The sequence below is a fragment of the Actinocatenispora thailandica genome (assembly GCF_016865425.1).
Classification (GTDB): Bacteria; Actinomycetota; Actinomycetes; order Mycobacteriales; family Micromonosporaceae; genus Actinocatenispora; species Actinocatenispora thailandica.
In genome coordinates, this window is record NZ_AP023355.1 from 2,833,271 (window position 1) to 2,854,915 (window position 21,645).

The following is a 21,645-nucleotide window of genomic DNA, read 5'->3' on the forward strand; positions in this document are numbered from 1 at the left end:
GTGGCCCGGCGACCGGTCCGCAGCGTCCGGCGCCGCGGGCGGGTGAGGGAGTGAGGCACCATGTCAGATGTGACGCAGGACGACTTCGACTGGACGCCGCGCCGCCGCCGGGTGGCGACCCTGCTGACCTGTGGCTGGCTCGGCTACCTGATCCCGGTCTGCGTCGCGGTCGCCGCCGAGCGGCCGAGCCGGTCGATGGTGCTGTTCGCCGCGGTCGGACTGGCGGCGTACGTGGTGCTGTTCGTCCGGTTGATCCACGTCGGGATGTGCCGTCCGTTCCGGCTCGCCGCGCCGTACGCACTGGTCGGACTCGTCGCGGTCGGCGCGCTGCTGATGATCCCGATCGGGTCGCAATGGCGCTACGCGTTCCCGTACTACCTGGTCGCCATCCTGCCCGGGCAACTGCCGCCGCGATGGTGGATCCCCAGCCAGGTCGGCACGCTGGTGGTGACCACGGTGGTGGCCATCGGGTACGGCGACCGCGGCAGCGGGCTGATCGGTTACCTCGCGTCGGTCGCCGCGGTGGCGCTGTTCACCTCGATGTTCTTCTGGTTGCTGCGCACCATGGTGCAGCTGCGCCGGGCCCGCGCCGAGATGGCCCGGCTGGCGGTCAGCGAGGAACGGCTGCGCATCGCCCGGGACCTGCACGACGTGCTCGGTCAGCGGCTGGCGGCGGTGGCGCTGCTGTCCGACCTGGCCGGCCGGCTGGCCGGGTCCGATCCGGAGCGGGCCAGGCAGCAGAGCGCGGAGGCCGGCCGGCTCGCCCGGGAGGCGCTGGAGGAGGTCCGGGCGACCGTGTCGGGCTTCCGGGACACCTCGCTGACCGGGGAGCTGTCCACCGCGCAGGCACTGCTCGCGGCGGCCGGCATCGGCTGCGTGCTGTCGGCTCCGGAGGCCGCCGAGGTGCCCGGCCGGCTCGCCGACGTGGCGGGCTGGGTGGTCCGGGAGGGTGTGACGAACGTGGTCCGGCACTCCCGCGCCGGTACCGTCCGGATCGTGGTCCGCTCCGCCGACCCGGTCGTGGTCGAGGTCGCCGACGACGGGCGCGGTGACGCCACCTCCCCGTACGGCAACGGGCTGACCGGGCTGCGCGAGCGGGTCACCGCGCTCGGCGGCGTGGTGCGCACCGAACGGGTCGACGGCTGGTACCGGCTGCGCGCCGAGCTGCCCGCCGCGGCGCCGGGTGACCGGGTCCCGGCCGCCGCCGGAGCCGCATGATCCGGATCCTGCTGGCCGAGGATCAGCACCTGGTACGCGGCGCGCTGTCGGCCCTGCTGGGCCTGGAACCGGACCTGACGGTGGTGGCCGAGGCGGCCGACGGCGAGGCCGCGGTCGCCGCGGCCCGCGAGCACCGGCCCGACGTGGCGCTGCTGGACATCGAGATGCCGGGCCTGTCCGGGATCGAGGCGACCGAGCAGCTGCGCGCCGCGGTACCGGAGGTACGGGCGCTGATCCTGACCACCTTCGGCCGGCCCGGCTACCTGCGCCGGGCGATGGACGCCGGGGCCCGCGGGTTCGTGGTCAAGGACTCCCCACCGGCCGAGCTGGCCGCCGCGATCCGCCGGGTCGCCGCCGGCGAGGTGGTGCTGGACCCGGCGCTCGCGGTCGCCTCTCTCGGTGCCGGGCCGAGCCCGCTGACCGAACGCGAACGCGACGTGCTCGCCGCCGGTGCCGACGGCGCCTCGGTGGCCGAGATCGCCACGGTGCTGGCGCTGTCCGGCGGCACCGTGCGCAACTACCTGTCCAGCGCGATCGGCAAGACCGGTGCCCGCAACCGGACCGAGGCGGCCCGGATCGCCCGCGACAACGGCTGGCTCTGACTCGGGCCGGACGGCGCGTTCGCGGTGGGCGCCGGGGGGTGCTCGCGCGGCGAGGCCCCGGCCTCGCGACCGGAGCCTCGCCGGGCAGGTCGCTTGCGGTGGGCGGTCGGACTCAACCCCCGACCTGCCTCGGGCGCGCCTCACCGGCCGTGGCCGGGGCTGCAACCCCCGCGCCGGAGATGCGGTACGAGACCGTGAGTGGATCGGCCTCGCTCGTCTTCTCCGGTCGGTGCCGCAAGCGGCCTGCTGCCACGAACGGTAGACCGGTGGGGTGGACCACACAACCCGTTCCGGCCGAGTGGCCGAACGGCGAGATTCGTGCCGGTTTCGGCCCAGCCGACCAGGCCGGTCGGCCGGCTCGCGTCGGGCGCCGCGAACTGTCGGTGGCCCGTCGTAGCCTGGGACCCATGACGCGTGAGATCCCCCGTCGCGAGGGCGCCTTCCAGGTGATCAGCGACTACCAGCCCGCTGGCGACCAGCCCGCCGCGATCGACGGCCTGGAGCGGCGGATCAAGTCGGGGGAGCGGCACACGGTGCTGCTCGGCGCCACCGGCACCGGCAAGAGCGCCACGGCCGCCTGGCTGATCGAGCGGCTGCAGCGGCCGACCCTGGTGCTCGCGCCGAACAAGACGCTCTGCGCGCAGCTGGCGAAGGAGCTGGGCGAGCTGCTGCCGAACAACGCGGTCGGTTACTTCGTCAGCTACTACGACTACTACCAGCCCGAGGCGTACATCCCGCAGACCGACACCTACATCGAGAAGGATTCCTCGATCAACGAGGAGGTCGACCGGCTGCGGCACGCCGCGACGATGAACCTGCTGACCCGTTCGGACACCGTGGTGGTCGCGACGGTCTCGGCGATCTACGGCCTGGGCACCCCGCAGGAGTACATCGAGCGGGCGGTGCGGTTGACCGTCGGCACCGAGTACGACCGGGACGCGCTGCTGCGCCGCCTGGTCGACGACCAGTACACCCGCAACGACGTGGCGTTCGCCCGCGGCACGTTCCGGGTCCGCGGGGACACCCTGGAGATCATCCCGGCGTACGAGGAGCTCGCGGTGCGGATCGAGTTCTTCGGCGACGAGGTCGAGAAGATGTACTACCTGCATCCGCTGACCGGTGAGGTCATCCGGGAGGCGGACGATCTGATGATCTTCCCGGCCAGCCACTACGTGGCCGGTCCGGAGCGGATGGAGCGGGCCATCCGCGACATCGAGACGGAGTTGGGTGAGCGGCTGGCCGAGTTGGACCGGCAGGGCAAGCTGCTGGAGTCGCAGCGGCTGCGGATGCGCACCCAGTACGACATCGAGATGATGCGCCAGGTGGGCTTCTGCTCCGGCATCGAGAACTACTCGATGCACTTCGACGGCCGGGCCCCGGGCACCCCGCCGCACACCCTGCTCGACTACTTCCCGGACGACTTCCTGACCATCATCGACGAGTCGCACAACACCGTTCCGCAGATCGGTGGGATGTACGAGGGCGACGCGTCGCGCAAGCGCACCCTGATCGAGCACGGGTTCCGGCTGCCGTCGGCCGCCGACAACCGGCCGCTGCGGTTCGACGAGTTCTCCGAACGGGTCGGCCAGACGGTGTACATGTCGGCCACCCCGGGCCCGTGGGAGCTGGAGCGTTCCGGCGGCGAGTTCGTCGAGCAGGTGATCCGCCCGACCGGCCTGGTCGACCCGCAGGTGGTGGTGCTGCCCACCAAGGGGCAGATCGACGACCTGATGGCGCAGATCAACGAGCGCACCGAGCGAGACGAGCGGGTGCTGGTCACCACGCTGACCAAGAAGATGGCCGAGGACCTCACCGACTACCTGCTGGAGCACAACATCCGGGTGCGCTACCTGCATTCGGAGGTGGACACCCTGCGCCGGGTGGAGCTGCTGCGCGAGCTGCGCCAGGGCGAGTACGACGTGCTGGTCGGCATCAACCTGCTGCGGGAGGGGCTCGACCTGCCGGAGGTGTCGCTGGTGGCGATCCTGGACGCGGACAAGGAGGGGTTCCTGCGCTCGGGCACCAGCCTGATCCAGACCATCGGCCGTGCCGCCCGGAACGTCTCCGGCCAGGTCATCATGTACGCGGACGCGATCACCCCGTCGATGCGGCACGCGCTGGAGGAGACCGACCGGCGGCGGGAGAAGCAGGTCGCGTACAACGCCGAGCACGGCATCGACCCGCAGCCGCTGCGGAAGAAGATCGGCGACATCCTCGACGACATCTACCGCGCCGCCGACGACGCCGAGTCGTTGGTCGGCGGCGGTGGCCGGCAGCAGTCGCGGGGCAAGGCGCCGGTGCCGGAGGCGCGCAGCCGCAACCGGTCCCGGGCCGGTTCGGCCGAGCCGACCGGCGCCGGGATGGCCCGCGCCGAGCTGGCCGACCTGATCCAGCAGCTCAACGACCAGATGCTCGCGGCGGCCCGGGAGTTGCAGTTCGAGCTCGCGGCGCGAATCCGTGATGAGATAGCGGAGTTGAAGAAGGAGCTGCGCGGTATGGACGCCGCCGGCGTGAAGTGAGGTGGACCGCTGATGACCGTCGGGCGCCACACCGGTTCGCCAGTGCCCCCGGACGCCGAGGACATGATGCTGCTCGGCGGCGGCCGGCTACCGGCCGGTAACGTCCGGCCGTTGCTGGAGCTGCTCACCATGTACGCGGGCAGCGGCTTCGACCCGGCCGAGTGGTCGGCGGCCGAGCAGGCGTTGCAGGACACCGACGACGCCACCGGCTCGTGGTACACGCATCCGATCCTGGGTGGTGTGGCTCGGCTGGTCGTGGTGATGGCGCGGGCCTCCGACGGCGACGTGCTGATGCGGGTCTGGGGCGACGAGCGTGCCGGCCTCAGCGAGCGGATCGACACCCTGTTCGACGTCGGCTCGATGTTCCGGATGAGCCCGACCTGATCGTGCGCCCGCCGGCGCGCGGACCGATCCGGCGGTGGCTGCCCGGGGCCGGTCAGGCCAGGTCGGTGAAGTGCTCCACTCGGGGCGGCTGTGCGAAGTAGGGCCCGATCAGGCCGCGCCACCGGGCGAACCGGTCGCTGGCGCGGAAGTTCTTCTCGTGCGCCTCGACCGAGTCCCACTCGACGAGCAGCACGAACCGGGACGGGCTCTCCACTCCGCGGGTCATCCGCACCGACCGGCAGCCGGGCGTGTCGGTCAACAGCTCGCGCGCCGTGCGGTACGCGGTGGCGAAGTCGTCCTCGCTGCCCGTGGTGACGTCGATCAGCCCTACCTCCAGCACCATGCCGGCCAGTATGCCGAGCGGGGGCGCCGTGGATGCCTCGGGGTCGGCGGGCCGTCCGGGCAAAAAAGGTGTTGCGAACTGGGTCACCCCGGCTCGCGGCGGCGGGGTGCCGGGGTGAGAATGGACGTAAGGAGGGGAGTACTCCCGACGCGCCGGTTCCGTCAACACGGCGCGCTGCGGCTGCGGCCGTGGCGCCCCGGGACCGGTGGCTGTGGCCGCACGACGCGCCACGGTGGAAGAGACCTCCGGTAGATCGTCGTTTCTACCGGAGGGGCCACACCGTGGTGGTGCATGACTGGGTCTGGGCAGCAACGATCGTGGGGCTGCTTGCGATCCTGGTGGCGGATCTGGCAATCGTCGGCCGGCGCCCGCATGTGCCTTCGTTGCGTGAATGCGCCCTGTGGGTCGTGTTCTACGTCGGGTTGGCCGGCCTGTTCGGTCTCGGGCTGTTTCTGCTCGCCGGTGCCGATCCGGCGACCGAGTTCTTCACCGGGTGGATCACCGAGTACAGCCTCTCGGTGGACAACCTGTTCATCTTCATGATCATCATGTCCCGGTTCGCGGTGCCCCGTCGGTTGCAGCAGAAGGTGCTGCTGATCGGGATCGTGATCGCGTTGGTCATGCGGGGTGCGTTCATCGCTGCCGGCGCCGCCGTGATCGACCGGTTTTCCTGGGTTTTCTACATCTTCGGCGCGTTCCTGATCTACACCGCGGTGAAGACGGCCACGCACGAGGAGGACCCGGAGGACTTCAAGGAGAACGCGCTGGTGCGCTGGGCGAGCCGGGCCCTGCCGCTGTCGAAGGACTTTCACGACGGCAGCATGACGGTGGTCAAGCAGGGCCGGCGGCTGTTCACGCCGATGCTGATCGTCATTCTGACCATCGGCACCACCGACCTGCTGTTCGCGCTCGACTCGATCCCGGCGATCTTCGGCATCACCAAGCAGGCCTACCTGGTGTTCGCCGCGAACGTGTTCGCACTGATGGGCCTGCGCCAGCTGTACTTCCTGCTCGGCGGGCTGATGGAGCGGTTGGTCTACCTCAACTACGGGCTCGGCATCATCCTCGGCTTCATCGGCGTGAAGCTGATCCTGGAGGCGGTGCACCAGAACGACGTGCCGTTCGTGCACGGTGGCGCGCCGTTCGAGTCGGTACCGGAGGTACCGACCTGGCTGTCGTTGACGGTGGTGGTCGGCGCGCTTGCGGTCACCACCGTGGCCAGCCTGCTCAGGACCCGGGTGGAGGCGCGGCGCACCGCGCACGCCGACCGTTGACCGGGCCGGCGCACCCCGGCACGCCGGCCGTTGATCCGGCCGGCGCGGCGGTGGGCCGGGAGCCTCCCGGTCTGCCGGCCGGTCAGCTCAGCGTGCGGCGGGCGGCGACCAGGGTGGCGCTGCGGTCCTCGGTCATCGGCTCGTTGACGACCTTGCCGGCCGCCTCCTGACCCGAGGCGTGCAGCATCTGGCGGTCCGGCCCGGCGGCCAGCCCGACATGGTGCGGCGACTTGCCGTCGCGAGCGAAGAAGTACAGGTCGCCGGGCTGCTCGTGGCCGAGCTCGATCTGCTCGCCGACGGCCGACTGGTCGTCCGCGTCGCGCGGCACCGTGACGCCCAGCCGCCGGTGCGCGAGGTGCACCAGCCCGGAGCAGTCGATGCCGTAGGCGGACAGGCCGCCCCACACGTACGGCACGTCGCGCAGCCGCTCGGCGACCGCGAGTAGGTCCTTCGCCGACGGGGTACCGGTCGGGGCGGCGGCGACGTCGGCCTCCCGCACCCACAGCGGCCCGGCGGCGGCCGGCACCAGCACCGGCAACCAGCCGCGTTCCCGGTCACCGGCCACCGCGAGGCGGGTACCGATCACGACGCCGGGCAGCAGCACGTCGCCGTTGGGTTCGTCGCACAGCGCGGTGGCGGTCGCATCGACCACGACCTCCCGTACGCCCTGCGGCGGCTCGCCACCGGTCAGGTGCGCGGTGCGCACCACGCCGGGGTAGCCGCGGGCGTCGAGCTTGCCGGCCGGCTGCGCCGTGGCGATCACCCGGGTCCAGTCGCCGGCCACCTCCTCGACCAGCACCTGCTCGCCGAGCAGCAGCTGGGTGAGGGTACGGCCGTCGAGATCGAGCAGCTGCTGCTTGCTCATCGAGGCGACCCAGCGGCGGACGTCCGGGACGTCGGCGACGGCCGGCGCGTCGATCGCGCGGGCCGCCTCCGGTCTGGTCCACACTGTCGCCACCGACACCGCGACGGTCGCTGTCCGTCCGGCCGTCGGCGCGGTCCGCTGTGCGAAGATCCTGCCGCTCACGAGTCTTTCAGCCCCCTTACCGATGCGCCGGTGTGCATGGACAGGTGGCGTTGGGGCCGTGCGGCTGACGACGCGCGAGACGGCCCGCGGTGCACCTCCCCCGTGGACCCCACCGGCGTCCACCCCGCGGTACCTGTGGGCTACGAGGATACGGAACCGGCCCGGTTCGTACCGCACCGGGCCGGTTGCGTGACCGTCACGGTTCGGTGTGCATCGGCGGATCGACCACGCCTTCTATGCCAAGACCGGGCGCATCGGGCAGCAGCACGGTCGCCCCGTCGTACCGGATACCGCCGACCACCGGGGTGTCGGAGATCCACCAGGCGGCGTCCAGGTCGCTGACCGCGGTGGTGCCGTACGCGGCGACCAGGCTGGCCGCCGCGCCGAGCCCGACGTGCGTCTCCATCATCGAACCGACCATGGTTCCGACGCCGGCGGCGGCGGCGAGTTCCAGCAGGGTACGGGCCGGGCCGAGCCCGGCGCTCTTGGCCAGCTTCACGTTGACCATGTCCGCGGCGCGCTGCTGGATGACGGCGAGCAGGTCACGCACCCCGTACACCGCCTCGTCGGCGAGGGTCGGGGTGTCGACGTGCGCGGTGACGTGTGCGAGGCCGGCGATGTCGTGACCGGCGACCGGTTGCTCGACCAGCTCGATGCCGGCGCCGGAGTCCTCCATGGCCCGGATCGCGCGGACCGCCTGGCGGGGGGTCCAGCCCTGGTTGGCGTCCAGCCGGATCTGCACGTCCGGGCCGACCGCCGCGCGGATCGCCGTGATCCGGGCGACGTCGCCGACCGGGTCGGTACCGACCTTGATCTTGAGGACGTCGAACCCGTCGGCGACCCGGGCTCGCGCCGCGGTGGCCAGCCGCTCCGGCTCGTCCACCGACAGCGTCACGTCGGTGCGCACCGTGTCGGCCGCGCCGCCCAGGTAGCGGGCCAGCGGCAGCCCGGCGCGGCGGGCGGCGAGGTCGTGCAGCGCCACGTCCACGGCACCCTTGGCGCCGTGGTTGGCCACCGCGGCCCCGCGCACCGCGCGGAGCAGTGCCTGCAGGTCGTCCGGGTCGCGGCCGAGCACCGCCGCGCGCAGCGGGCCGTCGATGCAGGCGCGGGCGCCGGCCAGTGACTCGCCGGTCACCTTCCACACCTGCGGCGCCTCGCCGTACCCGCGGTGCCCGTCGGTGTCGGTGACCGTCACCACCACCGTGTCGGTGGTGGTGGTGCGCCGCAGCGCGGTCACGAACGGGGTGTGCAGGGGAGCGGAGACCACCTGGGTGGTCACGTCGATGATCGGCACGACCCGCACCCTACCCGGCGCGGCGGTACCGCCAACCACCTCGCCACCGGGCACCAGCGGGTGGCCCCGGGTGGTCGCGGTGGCGGGGCCGGGTCGGTCGTGTCGGCCCGGGCCGACCGGGAACGCCGGGCCGTTTAGTGGAGCGCGTACTCCAACAATGCGCTAGACTGCCGCCATGCGCACCGTCGACCCCGAGCAGCACGCCCGGCGGCGCGCGCAGATCCTCGCCGCGGCGGCGGCCGAGTTCGCCGAGCACGGCGTCGCCGGCAGCTCCACCGCGAGCATCTGTCGCCGGGCCGGCATCGGCTCCGGCACGCTGTTTCACTACTTCGCGACCAAGCGGGAGCTGGTGCACGCGCTGTTCGCCGCCGACCTGCCCGGCAACCAGGAGACGCGGGTCGCCGCACTCGCCGACCCGGACCCGGCGGCGGGCCTGCACCGACTGGTGACACACCTGATCGCGGAGCTGGCCGACCCGCTCGCCCCCGGGCTCGCCGCGGTGCTGGTGCTGCAGGTCAACGAGGATCCCGAGTTCGCCGCGATGATCGGCGCCGACGACGCCGCGACCCGCGCCGCCCTGACCACGCTGCTGACCCGGCTGGCCGGCGCCGGCCATCGGCTCGCGTTCGAACCGGAGCGCGCCGCCGGCTGGATCCAGATGGTGATCGACGCGAGCTACCTGTCCGCGGGTGAGGACGGCTTCGACGCCACCCTGCAGACCGCCGAACTGCACACCATCGTCGGCTGGCTGACCGGCATCGCCGCCCCCGCGCCCGGGCGTACCGCTGCGGCGGGTCGGGCCGGCGGCCGTTGCCACGACGCGCGAGCGAAGGAGACCTCCCGATGACCACCGACCCCCACGACGGCACCCTGGTGGCCCGCTCCACCGGCGAACGGCTGCTGCTCGCGGTCGGGCTGCCGGTGCTCGCCGCCGCGGTGGCCGAGGCGGTCAACCTGCTCGCGCCGGCCGTCGCCGGCCTGCCGTGGGCGCCACTGCAAGGCCCGTTCCGACTGGTCGCGCGGCTTCCCGAGCCGTACACGACGATCGGCGCGGTGCTGCTGGGCGTGCTGGTGGGGCTGCTGCTGGCGCTGGTCGCCGCCGCCGAGGAGGTCGCGGTACGAGTCAGCGACGCGGCGGTCACGATCACCCGGGACAAGGCGGTACGCACGGTGCGGCGGGCCGAAATCGGCGCGGTCTTCGTGGCCGACGGCGATCTGGTGCTGCTCGGCGCCGGCACCGAGGAGCTGGCCCGGCAGAGCGTGGATCTGGACGCCGGGAAGCTGGGCGCGGCGTTCGTCCGGCACGGCTACCCGTGGCACCCCGACGGCGACCCGCACAGCGAGCAGTACCGGCGTTGGGTGCCCGGGCTGCCCGAGCTGCCGGCCGCGGCCGACGCACTGCTGACGGCCCGAGCGGGCGTCGTGGGCAAGGACGCGGACGACGCCGCCGAACTGCGGACCGAACTGGCCGCGCTCGGCGTGGTGGTCAGCGACCGGGACGGGCGGCAGCACTACCGGCTGAGCCCGCCGCGCCGCTCCCCGGTACCGGACTGACCCGACCGAAAGAGCGCCGCCCGGGCAGGACTCAGCCCCGGCCGATGTCGTGCCGGTCGGCCCATGCCGCGGCCGAGACCCGGGCCAGCAGGGCGCACGCCTCGGCGTCGGGCAGGTCGGTGGTGGTGCACACCGCGATCGCGTACGGCGGGGCGTCGTCCGGCAGCACCACGCCGACGCCGTGCCGGATCCGCTCCACCCAGCCGTTCTTGTGCGCGATCCGGGTACCCGCCGGCAGGCCGGCGGCCAGATCTTCGGTGCACTCCTGGTCGAGCAGGATCGCCAGCATCTCGTCGCAGTACGCCGGGGCCGCGATCCGGTGGTCCGCGATCGCGGCGAGCAGCCGGGCCAGGTCGCCGGCGGTGACCAGGTTGTCCAGCCCGGCGGCGGCCGCGGCGGCGTCCTCGATTCCGCGGCACACCACCATCCGGGTCGCGCCGGCGTCGCGCAGGGTGTGCGCGATCGCCTGGGTGCCGATGCGTTCCAGCACCAGGTTCGTGGCGAGGTTCGAGGAGCGGACGATCATGCGCCGCAGCAGCCAGCGCAGCGGCGCGGTCGCACCGAGCCTCGCCCACACCTCGTCGTCGTTGTCGTACGAGTGGCGCATCGCGAACCGGCCGCCGTCGGGCGCCGCCGAGGTGAACTCGTCGTGCACCGCGAGGTCCTCGTCGAGGTCGACGGCGTCGGCCTCGACCAGCCGGTACGCGGTGGCGAGCACCGCCGCCTTCATCGTGCTGGCGGCGTAGTGTCGCTCGTCCGGCAGCCGGGTGAACACCGGCGGGCCGGCCAGCGGCCCGACGTACACCGAGACGGTGCCGCCCGCCGCGTCGAGTGTGTCGGTCAGCGCGGGCAGGTGCGAGGCGGTCATACCGCCGAGGTTAACGGCACCGAGATCACCGCGCCGCCCGGGCACCGCCGCGCCGCGGGGCGCCATCGCGCCGCTGCGCCTCCGGGCGCCATCGCGCTGCTGCGCCTCCGGGAGGCATCGCGCTGCTGCGCCTCCGGGAGGCATCGCGCCGGCGCGCCTCCGGGTACCGCCGGGCTCGACGTCGCCCGGGCACCGGCGCGTGGGCCGCGGTGGGCGCCCGGGCGGCGCGGTCAGCCGCGGTTGGCGCGACCGCGGGCGCGACCCCGCTCGGCGGCCGAGAGCACCACCTTGCGGATCCGAACCGTCTCCGGTGTGACCTCGACGCACTCGTCGCCGCGGCAGAACTCCAGCGCCTGCTCCAGCGACAGCTTGCGCGGCGGCACCAGCCGCTCCAGCTCGTCACCGGTGGAGGAGCGCATGTTGGTGAGCTTCTTCTCCTTGGTGATGTTCACGTCCATGTCGTCGGCGCGCGAGTTCTCGCCGACGATCATGCCCTCGTACACCTCGGTGGTCGGCTCGACGAACAGGGTGCCGCGCTCCTGCAGGTTGAACATCGCGTACGCGACGGCCACCCCGGCCCGGTCGGCCACCAGCGAGCCGGTCGGGCGGGTGCGCAACTCGCCGAACCACGGCTCGTACCCCTCGAACACGTGGTGCGCGATGCCGGTGCCGTGCGTCTCGGTGAGGAACTCGGTGCGGAACCCGATCAGCGCCCGGGACGGCACGATCCACTCCATCCGGATCCAGCCGGTGCCGTGGTTGACCAGGTTCTCCATCCGGCCCTTGCGGATGTTGAGCAGCTGGCTGACGGCGCCCAGGTACTCCTCCGGGCAGTCGACGGTGAGCCGCTCGGTCGGCTCGTGCAACTTGCCGTCGATGGTGTGGGTGACGACCTGCGGCTTGCCCACGGTCAGCTCGTAGCCCTCCCGGCGCATCATCTCGACCAGGACGGCCAGGGCCAGCTCACCGCGGCCCTGCACCTCCCAGGCGTCCGGCCGCTCGGTCGGCAGTACCCGCAGCGACACGTTACCGACCAGCTCGCGGTCCAGCCGGTCCTTGACCAGTCGGGCGGTCACCTTGGCACCCTTGACCCGGCCCACCAGCGGCGAGGTGTTGGTGCCGATGACCATCGAGATCGCCGGCTCGTCCACGGTGATCAGCGGCAGCGGCTTCGGATCCTCCGGGTCGGCCAGGGTGTCGCCGATCATGATCTCGGAGATGCCGGCGATCGCGATGATGTCGCCCGGTCCGGCCTGCTCGGCCGGCTTGCGCTCCAGCGCCTCGGTCATCAGCAGTTCCGAGATGCGCACCCGCTCGATCGTGCCGTCGTGCCGGCACCACGCCGCCGACTGGCCCTTGCGGATCGTGCCCTGGTGCACCCGGCACAGCGCGATGCGGCCGAGGAACGGCGAGGCGTCCAGGTTCGTCACGTGCGCCTGCAGCGGCGCGCCCTCGGTGTACTCGGGGGCCGGGACCGTCCCGAGGATGGTGCGAAACAGCGGTTCCAGGTCGGGGGAGTCGGGCAGGCCGCCGTCGGCCGGGCGCTCCAGGGACGCCTTGCCGGCCTTGGCCGACGCGTACACGATCGGGAAGTCGATCTGCTCGTCGGTCGCGTCCAGGTCGAAGAACAGCTCGTACGTGGCGTCGACGACCTCCGCGATCCGGGCGTCCGAGCGGTCCACCTTGTTGATCACCAGCACCACCGGCAGCTTGGCCGTGAGCGCCTTGCGCAGCACGAACCGGGTCTGCGGCAGCGGGCCCTCGCTGGCGTCCACCAGCAGCACCACACCGTCCACCATGGACAGCCCGCGTTCCACCTCGCCGCCGAAGTCGGCGTGGCCCGGGGTGTCGACGATGTTGATCGTCACGGGTCCGGGCCGCGAGTCGTCGCCGGCGGGCCGGGCCGGCGAGTCGGGATCCGGAGAGCCACCGGCCGGCGGGTTGTAGTGCACGGCCGTGTTCTTGGCGAGGATCGTGATGCCCTTTTCGCGTTCGAGGTCCATCGAGTCCATGACCCGGTCCTCGGCTTCGTGCGCGGACAGGTGCGCGCCGAACGCGCCGGACTGCCTGAGCATCGCGTCCACGAGGGTCGTCTTGCCATGGTCGACGTGCGCGATGATCGCGACATTGCGGAGGTCGGTGCGGACTGCCATGCCACCATCCTCCCGTGCCCCGCCCGGCCCCGGTGCGGCGGGGAGGACAACCGGGCGGCGGGCTCGGTGCAATCAGCCGGTATGGCGGGATTTGGCCAGATGCACCACCGGCACGCCGACCGGGTCCACGGTGCGGTGCGTCTCGCGGTAACCGCGCCGCCGGTACAGCGCCAGGTTGCGCTCGCTGCGGTGCCCGGCGAACAGCACGTACCGCTCGACCGGCCCGGCGTGCTCCTCCGCCGCGGCCAACAGCCGGCCGCCCAGCCCCTCACCCTGCCGGTCCGGTGCCACCGCCAACCGCCCGACCTCGGCCTCCGCGCCCAGCACGGTGACCCGCACCGCGCCGACCACCCGGCCACCGTCCCGGGCCACCAGCACCCGGCCCGCGGCGATCGCCGAGTCGAGGTCGGCGACCGTCTCCCGCACCGGCGGGATCGCCGCCCCGTACGCGAGCGCCTCGGTGACGAACGCCGCCCGCTGCACGGTGAGCACCTCGCCGGCGTCCGCCGCCGTCGCCGGCTCGATCCGGACCGCACTGCCGGCCGGCCGGCCGTGAAGCAGCGGGGCCCGCAGGACGACCCGGTCGGCGCCGGGGCCGGAGTAGTCGGCGACCGTCTCGGCGACGAATCCGAGCGCGCGGTGGAACGCGATCGAGCCGGCGTTTCCCGGCGCGGTGATCGCGGTCAGCCGGTCGGCGCCGCGCCCGGCGGCGAGGTCACCGAACCGCTGGTACAGGGTGCGGCCGAGGCCGGAACCGCGGGCGTCGTCGCGCACCGCGACCAGGTGCACGTAGCCCTCGCCGGTGGGCGCGACGAACCCGAACAGGTAGCCCGCGATGCCGTCTGCCCGAGCGACCAGGCTGGTGTCGGCGAACTGCCGGCAGTACATCGGGTGGTGCAGCGACCGCAGGTCCCGCCCAGGCCAGTACCGGTCGTGGTCGGCGAGGATCCGTCCGAGGTCCGCCGGTGTCGGCGCGTCGATCCGCACCGGGCCACCATACGAGCCGTGGCCGGACGTGCCGCGGGCCGGCTCATCGGCAGCCGTGCGGTCGGGCCCGCTGGTGCGGGTCGACGCGCAACAGTGCCGTGCCGTCCGGGCCGCAGCCCACCAGTCGGGCACCGGGGTAGGGCCACACCGGGGTGTGCCCGCTCGGCCGCCACACGATCCAGCGCACCCGGTACCGGGCGAGCAGCGCCCTGCGCTGTGCGGGGGTCGCCGGTCGCCAGCCGAGGATGCGGTCCTCGTCGGCGGCGCGGCGCGCCTCGTCCGGTACCGCCGGCGACGGCCACTGGGTCCGCACCGACCGCAGTCCGTAGGCCGGCAGTTCTCGCCGCGAGTACCAGAAGTTCGCCACCGCGGTGTCGCCGGCCCGCACGTGGCCGGCGATCCACCCCAACCGCGGGTACGGTGCCTGCGCGCCGGTCGCCGCCTCGGCTCGGGCCCGGCGCGGCTCGCCCGGCACCGCGCGGGCCAGCGCCCAGGCGTTGGCGTACCCGCCGACCACGAGCGCCACACAGCTGGCCGCGGCGAGTACCGCGAGGCCGGTGCGTCGCCACCGGTGCAGCGCGGCACGATGCCGCCACCCCTCCGCGAGCACGATGGCGAGGGCGGCCTGACCGGGCAGCGCGACCCCTGGGCCGAGCCGGCCCAGCGACCAGGCGCCGGTGAGGCCCCCGACGGCGCAGCCGGCCCCGCACACCACGGCCGTCCAGAACAGCGGATCGCGCCGGTCCCGGACCACCCGGACGGCCAGCGCCGGCACGACCAACGGCAGCAACGCCCACTTGATCACCGGTTGCTGGTAGAGCGCGTGGTGGATGTCGTCGAACTGTGCCTGGTCGCCGAACATCGCCGGCAGGCTGATCCATGGCCAGGCGAGTGCCAGCAGCCCGGACCCGACCGAGGAGGCCGTCGCGATCGGTACCGCCACCGAACGCCGCCGGACCTGCCCGGCGAGCGTGATCAGCACCGAGATGCCGGCGACCAGCGCGGTGAACGGGTGGACCAGCAGCATCAGCCCGGGCAGTACGAGAAAGACGGCGAGCAGGTGCAGCCGGCCGACCCGGTCCACGCGCACTGCGGTCCGCCAGGTCTCGAACCAGCACGCCGCCGCGAACACGCTCGGCCAGGCGAACCCGACACTCAACGCCCCCAGCGCCGGGAAGCCGGACCAGAACCACACCCCGGCGCCCCACAGCAGCAGCATCAGCGGCAGCGCCAGCACCGGCGCCCACCGGGCCGGCGTCAGCGCCCGCACCAGCCGGTACCAGCAGAGCAGCAGCAGCGCCGTGCCGGCCAGCCCACCGATGGTCAGCACCACCCAGACCGACCAGCCGGTCAGGTGCATCGACCACCCCAGCGTCATCGCCCACGGCGAGAAGTAGGCGAACGGCACGTGCTCGCCGGTCAGCGGCTCGACCGGATGCAGCGGATGCCTGGCGACCTCCACGAGGGTCCCGGCGTGGATCCAGGAGTCGGAAACCCACTCGCCGTGCGTCGAGGTGACTGCCAGCAACGTCAGCAGCGCGGCGGCGAGCGCCGCGTAGGTCGCGACCGGCGCCCGGCCCGGGCCTGCCGGAGGGTCGGAGCCGTCCGGGGCGCCGGAGCCGCCGAGGGGGCCGGAACCGCCGAGGGGGGTGGAGACCAAAGCCACCCGGGCACAGTAACCGGTGCCGACCGGGACGTTTCCGGGCATCGGTGTCCGGGGCATCCGATCCGGCTGCGGTGGACCGGCGGTGGAGGCGCTGTCGACGCTGGTCGGCGGCGACGATCCACCGTTACGACCGCTGCTCGGCAGCATCGTGTACGACCTGGCCGTCCAGGTGTCGCAGCAGCGCCTGGCGGGGTGGTCGGTGTGGGAGCCGGTCAGCCGGGCGGCCGAGCAGACGATTCCCGCGCCCCGGGGTGCCCGCTACCAGCCGCGGCGGCGCCACTCGGCCAGGTGCGGGCGCTCCGCGCCGAGCGTGGTGTCGTCGCCGTGGCCCGGGTAGACCCAGGTGTCGTCCGGCAGCCGCCCGAAGACCTTCGCCTCCAGATCGTCCATCAGGCTGGTGAAGTCGGTCGGGTTGGTGGTCTTTCCGGGCCCGCCCGGGAACAGCGAGTCACCGGTGAACAGGTGCGGGTGACCGGTCGGGTCCCGGTAGAGCAACGCGATCGCCCCGGGGGTGTGGCCGACCAGCGAGATCACCTCCAGGACGCAGTCGCCCACCGGTACCGAGGTGCCCTCGGCGAGGCCGTCGGTGGGTACCGGCAGGGCGGCGGCGTCGCGCGCCCCGGCCACCGAACGGGCGCCGGTCGCGGACACCACGGCGGCCAACGCCTGCCAGTGGTCGGCGTGCCGGTGCGTGGTGACCACGGTGCCCAGGCCGTGGTCGTCGACCAGGTCGAGCAGCACGTCCGGGTCGGCCGCGGCGTCGATCAGCGCCTGCGTTCCGGTCGCCCGGCAGCGCAGCAGGTACGCGTTGTTGTCCATCGGCCCGACGGAGACCTTGGTGATCGACAGCCGGTCCAGCGAACGGGTGGCGGCCGGGCCGCCCGGCCGGACATGTCCGGTGTAGGTCATGCCGGGCAGGTTACTGCCCGCCGTGCCGGCATCGGGCCGTGGCGGTCGGGATATTGGGTGGCGGGTGCGTCTCGCCGGGCCGTACGGTCGGGGCCAGATCAGATGCGGTTCGACGGAATCTCGGGGAGGTGACGGTGCGCAGCAGTCACTGGGGTCGGGCTCGCCGTCCGACCGTCGTGTCCCGGGTGTCCGTCCGCGGTTGACCGCGCGGCGCCCGCTTCGAGCCAAGGGTGTCGTCGTTCATGCCGAGCAACCTCGCTGCCGCGCATCCCGCTCCGGTCGACCTCGCGTCGCTGGGCTGGGACGCCGAGCGGGCCCGTTCCTTCACCTCCTACGCCCGTTCCGGCTGCCGGCCGGCCCGGGTCAGCCGCGTCGACCGTGGCGTCTATGCGGTGCTCACCGCCGAGGGCGCGGTGCGAACCACCGCGGCCGGGCGGCTGCTCGCCGCCGCGGCGGCCGACCTGTCCACCCTTCCGGTGGCCGGCGACTGGGTCGCGCTGCGCGACTGGCCGGACGGCCACACCACCGTGGAGACGGTACTGCCGCGGCGCAGTTCGGTGGTGCGCAACAGCGCCGGGCGTGACTCGCTCGGCCAGATCCTTGCGGCCAACGTCGATGTGGCCGCCGTGGTCGAGGCGCTCGACCCGGATCCCGACGCGGGCCGGATCGAGCGGCTGGTCGCCCTGGTCCTGCAGTCCGGCGCGGCGCCGCTGGTGCTGCTCACCAAGGCCGACCGGGTGCCCGACCCGGCGGGCCTGGTGGCGCAGCTGGCGCGCTCGGCGCCGGGCATCGAGGTGCTGCCGATCAGCTCGCGGGACCCGGCCGGGGTGGCCGACCTGGCCCGACGGGTCGGGCACGGTCGGACCCTGGGCCTGTTCGGCGCCTCCGGCGTGGGCAAGTCCAGCCTGGTCAATGCCCTGGTCGGGACGAGCGTACTGGTCACCCGGGCGTTGCGCGCCGACGGCCGCGGCCGGCACACGACCACCTTCCGCGCCCTGGTGCCGCTGCCCGGCGGTGGCGCCGTGCTCGACACCCCGGGCGTCCGGTCGGTCGGCCTGGACGACACCGAGGACGGCCTGCGTGCCGCGTTCGCCGACGTGGCCATGCTCGCCGCGGAGTGCCGGTTCCGGGACTGCCGGCACCAGGACGAGCCGGGCTGTGCGGTGCTCGCCGCGGTGGAGGACGGCAGCCTGCCGGCCCGGCGGCTGGCCAGCTGGCGCAAGCTCGCCGCCGAACTGGCCTGGCAGGACGAACGGCGGGGTGCCCGGGTCGCGGCCGCCCGGCGGGCCGCCGCGCGCCGGGCCCGCGCCACCGACCGGCGTCGCGGCCGGCACGAGCCGTCCTGACGACGGCGGTCGCCACCCGGACGGTGGGGACCGACACTGGCAATGCCGTCGTACATGTGTTTGAATTTGCGCCGTGACCCGGCCCGCGGTCGTCCCATCGACACCGATTGGTGGCGGCGTGTCGGGGTCGGTCGAGCGGGTGGAGTCGGTGGCGCCGGGTGCGCGATCGGCGATGGGTCGGCGTGACCGTCGTCGCGCCGGGAATGTCGGAGGCCGCGGTTAGAGTTGCCGTGTGCGTCTGGCGCCGGTGGCCGGTCGTCGGCGGCAGGGCCGGCGCCGGCGTGGTCGGCGGGCTCGGGCGTGGCCGGCGGGCCCGGGTGGGCGACCGCCCGGCGGCGGCTCCGACACCGACTCGCGGCGAGACACCGTTCTCGCCGGTGTCTCGTTGGTCGAGGCGCGGATGTCGTGGGGGTGGGCCGTGCAGCAGGCCCGACAGAGCGGAAGCGGGAGACAGTGGCCGATCGCCTGATCATCAGCGGTGCGCGCGAGCACAACCTGCGAGACGTCAGCCTCGACCTGCCCCGGGACGCCCTGGTGGTGTTCACCGGGCTGTCCGGTTCGGGCAAGTCGAGCCTGGCGTTCGACACGATCTTCGCCGAGGGGCAGCGGCGTTACGTGGAGAGCCTGTCGGCGTATGCGCGGCAGTTCCTCGGTCAGATGGACAAGCCGGACGTCGACTTCATCGAGGGGCTGTCCCCGGCGGTCTCGATCGACCAGAAGTCCACCTCCCGCAACCCGCGGTCGACCGTCGGGACCATCACCGAGATCTACGACTACCTGCGGCTGCTGTTCGCTCGCATCGGCGCCCCGCACTGCCCGATCTGCGGTGAGGCGATCAGCCGGCAGACCCCGCAGCAGATCGTCGACCGGATCCTCGGCTACCCGGCCGGCACCCGGTTCCAGGTGCTCGCGCCGGTGGTGCGGGGCCGCAAGGGCGAGTACGTCGACCTGTTCGCCGAGCTGCAGTCCAAGGGCTACGCGCGGGCCCGGGTGGACGGATCGGTGCACCAGCTCACCGATCCGCCGACGCTGAAGAAGCAGGAGAAGCACAGCATCGAGGTCGTGGTGGACCGGCTGGCCGTCAAACCGGCCAGCAAGCAGCGGCTGACCGACTCGGTGGAGACGGCGCTGGGGCTCGCCGACGGCCGGGTGGTGTTCGACTTCGTCGACCTGCCGGCCGACGACGAGGGCCGGGAGCGTCGCTTCTCCGAGCACTTCGCCTGCCCGAACGACCACCCGCTCAGCATCGAGGAGCTGGAGCCGCGGTCGTTCTCCTTCAACGCGCCGTACGGCGCCTGCCCGACCTGCACCGGCATCGGCACCCGCAAGGAGGTCGACCCCGAGCTGGTGGTGCCGGACCAGGAGAAGTCGCTGGCCGAGGGTGCCATCCAGCCCTGGTCGACCGGCCACAACATGGAGTACTTCCAGCGCCTGCTGCAGGGGCTGGCCGACCAGCTCGGCTTCGACCTGGACGCACCGTGGCGCAAGCTGCCGGCCCGGGCGCAGAAGGCGGTCCTGCACGGCTCCGACGCGCAGGTGCACGTCAAGTACCGCAACCGGTACGGGCGACAGCGGTCCTACTACGCGGCGTTCGAGGGCGTGATCCCGTTCCTGGAGCGGCGTCGCGCGGAGACCGAGAGCGAGTGGAGCCGCGACCGGTACGAGGGATACATGCGCGACATCCCCTGCCCGGCCTGCGGCGGCACCCGGCTCAAGCCCGAGATCCTGGCGGTCACGATCTCCGGCCACAACATCGCCGAGGTGTGCGCGCTGCCGATCGACGAGTGCGCGGCGCTGATCGGCGAGCTGAGCCTGACCAAGCGGCAGAAGCTGATCGCCGAGGCGGTGCTGAAGGAGATCCAGGCGCGGCTGCGGTTCCTGCTCGACGTCGGCCTCGACTACCTGTCGCTGGACCGGCCGTCGGCGACCCTGTCCGGCGGTGAGGCGCAGCGGATCCGGCTGGCGACCCAGATCGGCTCCGGCCTGGTCGGTGTGCTCTACGTGCTCGACGAGCCCTCGATCGGGCTGCACCAGCGGGACAACAACCGGCTGATCGAGACGCTCACCCGGTTGCGGGACCTGGGCAACACGCTGATCGTGGTGGAGCACGACGAGGACACCATCCGGTCCGCCGACTGGGTGGTCGACATCGGGCCCGGCGCCGGCGAGCGGGGCGGCCACATCGTGCACTCCGGCTCGGTGTCGGGGCTGCTGACCAACGCCGACTCGCTGACCGGTGCCTACCTGTCCGGGCGCACCGCGATCGAGCTGCCGGCGCTGCGCCGGCCCCCGGCCAAGGGCCACGAGCTGGTCATCAAGGGTGCCCGCGAACACAACCTGCGCAACATCGACGTCACCATCCCGCTCGGTTGCCTGGTGACGGTGACCGGGGTGTCCGGCTCCGGCAAGTCGACGCTGATCAACGACATCTTCTACGCGGTGCTCGCCAACCAGGTCAACGGCGCGCGGCTGGTGCCCGGCCGGCACACCCGCATCACCGGCATCGACAAGGTCGACAAGGTGGTCGGCGTCGACCAGTCGCCGATCGGGCGCACCCCGCGCTCCAACCCGGCGACGTACACCGGGGTGTTCGACAACATTCGCAAGCTGTTCGCCGAGACCACCGAGGCGAAGGTGCGTGGATACACGCCGGGGCGGTTCTCGTTCAACGTCAAGGGCGGGCGCTGTGAGGCGTGCGCCGGCGACGGCACCATCCGGATCGAGATGCAGTTCCTGCCCGACGTGTACGTGCCCTGCGAGGTGTGCCACGGCGCCCGGTACAACCGGGAGACGCTGGAGGTGCACTACAAGGGCAAGACCATCGCCGAGGTGCTGGACATGCCGATCGAGGAGGCGGCCGGATTCTTCGAGCCGATCACCTCGATCCACCGGCACCTCAAGACGCTCGTCGAGGTCGGGCTCGGGTACGTGCGGCTCGGCCAGCCGGCGCCGACCCTGTCCGGCGGCGAGGCACAGCGGGTCAAGCTCGCCAGCGAGCTGCAGAAGCGTTCCACCGGGCGCACCGTGTACGTGTTGGACGAGCCGACCACCGGGCTGCACTTCGAGGACATCCGCAAGCTGCTGCACGTGCTGCAGAGCCTCGTCGACAAGGGCAACACGGTGGTGGTGATCGAGCACAACCTGGACATCATCAAGACGTCCGACTGGCTGATCGACATGGGGCCGGAGGGCGGCAACAAGGGCGGTACGGTCGTCGTCACCGGGACTCCGGAACAGGTCGCGGCGGACGAGCAGAGCCATACCGGGCGATTCCTGCAGCCGATCCTGGCGGGCGCGGGCGGGTCGGGTGCGGCCAAGCGCACCGTCGCGGCCAGCTCGACGCGGGGCGCCGCTGGCGCGACTGCCCGTGCCACCGCAGCGAAGTCCGCCCGCGCGAAGTCCGGTGGCGCCGGCTCGACCGGCGCGAAGTCCGCGCCGTCGAAGTCCGCGCCGGCGAAGTCGGCGTCGTCGAAGTCGGCGTCGTCGAACGGAGCGAAGTCC

The 21,645-nt window shown here is 72.9% G+C and carries 16 protein-coding genes and 1 pseudogene; 9 read left to right on the forward strand and 8 right to left on the reverse strand.

Annotated features, from left to right (window positions below):
• Window positions 1–60 precede the first annotated feature (60 nt).
• The 4 genes from Athai_RS12585 (at window position 61) to Athai_RS12600 (ending at window position 4,723) form a co-directional block, all read left to right on the forward strand.
• The gene (locus Athai_RS12585) at window positions 61–1,218 is read left to right on the forward strand and encodes a sensor histidine kinase (RefSeq protein ID WP_203961664.1); all 1,158 of its coding nucleotides are present in this window, start codon (window positions 61–63) and stop codon (window positions 1,216–1,218) included.
• Window positions 1,215–1,820: a response regulator transcription factor gene (locus tag Athai_RS12590; protein ID WP_203961665.1), complete on the forward strand. Its 606-nt coding sequence runs from the start codon at window positions 1,215–1,217 to the stop codon at window positions 1,818–1,820. The genes Athai_RS12585 and Athai_RS12590 overlap by 4 nt, the downstream gene beginning before the upstream one ends.
• A 407-nt stretch (window positions 1,821–2,227) precedes the next feature.
• Window positions 2,228–4,339 (forward strand): excinuclease ABC subunit UvrB, encoded by a 2,112-nt coding sequence (gene uvrB, locus Athai_RS12595; RefSeq protein WP_203961666.1) that lies wholly within the window; start codon window positions 2,228–2,230, stop codon window positions 4,337–4,339.
• Between the two features lie 12 nt (window positions 4,340–4,351).
• Window positions 4,352–4,723 (forward strand): hypothetical protein, encoded by a 372-nt coding sequence (locus Athai_RS12600; RefSeq protein WP_203961667.1) that lies wholly within the window; start codon window positions 4,352–4,354, stop codon window positions 4,721–4,723.
• 52 nt (window positions 4,724–4,775) lie between these two features.
• Here Athai_RS12600 and Athai_RS12605 read toward each other — a convergent pair whose 3' ends face one another.
• On the reverse strand, window positions 4,776–5,066 hold the full coding sequence (locus Athai_RS12605) for an antibiotic biosynthesis monooxygenase family protein (protein WP_203961668.1): 291 nt from the start codon (window positions 5,064–5,066) through the stop codon (window positions 4,776–4,778).
• A gap of 281 nt (window positions 5,067–5,347) precedes the next feature.
• Here Athai_RS12605 and Athai_RS12610 point away from each other — a divergent pair, with 281 nt between their 5' ends.
• Window positions 5,348–6,340 carry a TerC family protein gene (locus Athai_RS12610; RefSeq protein ID WP_420829777.1) on the forward strand — a complete coding sequence of 331 codons (993 nt, stop codon included), beginning with the start codon at window positions 5,348–5,350 and terminating at the stop codon, window positions 6,338–6,340.
• 82 nt (window positions 6,341–6,422) lie between these two features.
• Here the strand turns inward: Athai_RS12610 and Athai_RS12615 are convergent, their stop codons facing one another.
• Window positions 6,423–7,289, reverse strand: coding sequence for a C40 family peptidase (locus Athai_RS12615; RefSeq protein WP_239156893.1), 867 nt, complete (start codon window positions 7,287–7,289; stop codon window positions 6,423–6,425).
• A gap of 274 nt (window positions 7,290–7,563) precedes the next feature.
• Window positions 7,564–8,661 carry a mandelate racemase/muconate lactonizing enzyme family protein gene (locus Athai_RS12620; protein ID WP_203961670.1) on the reverse strand — a complete coding sequence of 366 codons (1,098 nt, stop codon included), beginning with the start codon at window positions 8,659–8,661 and terminating at the stop codon, window positions 7,564–7,566.
• Window positions 8,662–8,836: 175 nt separating this feature from the next.
• Between Athai_RS12620 and Athai_RS12625 the strand changes: the two genes are divergently transcribed.
• Window positions 8,837–9,508, forward strand: coding sequence for a TetR/AcrR family transcriptional regulator (locus Athai_RS12625; RefSeq protein WP_203961671.1), 672 nt, complete (start codon window positions 8,837–8,839; stop codon window positions 9,506–9,508).
• On the forward strand, window positions 9,505–10,215 hold the full coding sequence (locus Athai_RS12630; RefSeq protein WP_203961672.1) for a YqeB family protein: 711 nt from the start codon (window positions 9,505–9,507) through the stop codon (window positions 10,213–10,215). The genes Athai_RS12625 and Athai_RS12630 overlap by 4 nt, the downstream gene beginning before the upstream one ends.
• Window positions 10,216–10,246: 31 nt before the next feature.
• Here Athai_RS12630 and Athai_RS12635 read toward each other — a convergent pair whose 3' ends face one another.
• The 5 genes from Athai_RS12635 to Athai_RS12660 form a co-directional block, all read right to left on the reverse strand.
• A complete protein-coding gene (locus tag Athai_RS12635) occupies window positions 10,247–11,083 on the reverse strand; it encodes a serine hydrolase (protein ID WP_203961673.1) in 837 nt (278 codons plus the stop codon).
• A 230-nt stretch (window positions 11,084–11,313) separates the two neighbouring features.
• Window positions 11,314–13,236, reverse strand: coding sequence for a translational GTPase TypA (typA, locus tag Athai_RS12640; RefSeq protein ID WP_203961674.1), 1,923 nt, complete (start codon window positions 13,234–13,236; stop codon window positions 11,314–11,316).
• 72 nt (window positions 13,237–13,308) lie between these two features.
• Window positions 13,309–14,223, reverse strand: a complete 915-nt coding sequence (locus Athai_RS34100) for a GNAT family N-acetyltransferase (protein WP_239156894.1) — start codon at window positions 14,221–14,223, stop codon at window positions 13,309–13,311.
• Window positions 14,224–14,266: 43 nt separating this feature from the next.
• Complete coding sequence (locus tag Athai_RS12655; RefSeq protein ID WP_203961675.1) at window positions 14,267–15,889, reverse strand: hypothetical protein; 1,623 nt, start codon at window positions 15,887–15,889, stop codon at window positions 14,267–14,269.
• A gap of 258 nt (window positions 15,890–16,147) precedes the next feature.
• Complete coding sequence (locus Athai_RS12660; RefSeq protein ID WP_203961676.1) at window positions 16,148–16,798, reverse strand: MBL fold metallo-hydrolase; 651 nt, start codon at window positions 16,796–16,798, stop codon at window positions 16,148–16,150.
• Window positions 16,799–17,040: 242 nt separating this feature from the next.
• Here Athai_RS12660 and rsgA point away from each other — a divergent pair, with 242 nt between their 5' ends.
• A complete protein-coding gene (gene rsgA, locus Athai_RS12665; RefSeq protein WP_203961677.1) occupies window positions 17,041–18,144 on the forward strand; it encodes a ribosome small subunit-dependent GTPase A in 1,104 nt (367 codons plus the stop codon).
• Between the two features lie 453 nt (window positions 18,145–18,597).
• Window positions 18,598–21,495: pseudogene (gene uvrA / locus Athai_RS12670) on the forward strand (excinuclease ABC subunit UvrA); the annotation flags it as partial.
• Between the last annotated feature and the right edge of the window lie 150 nt (window positions 21,496–21,645).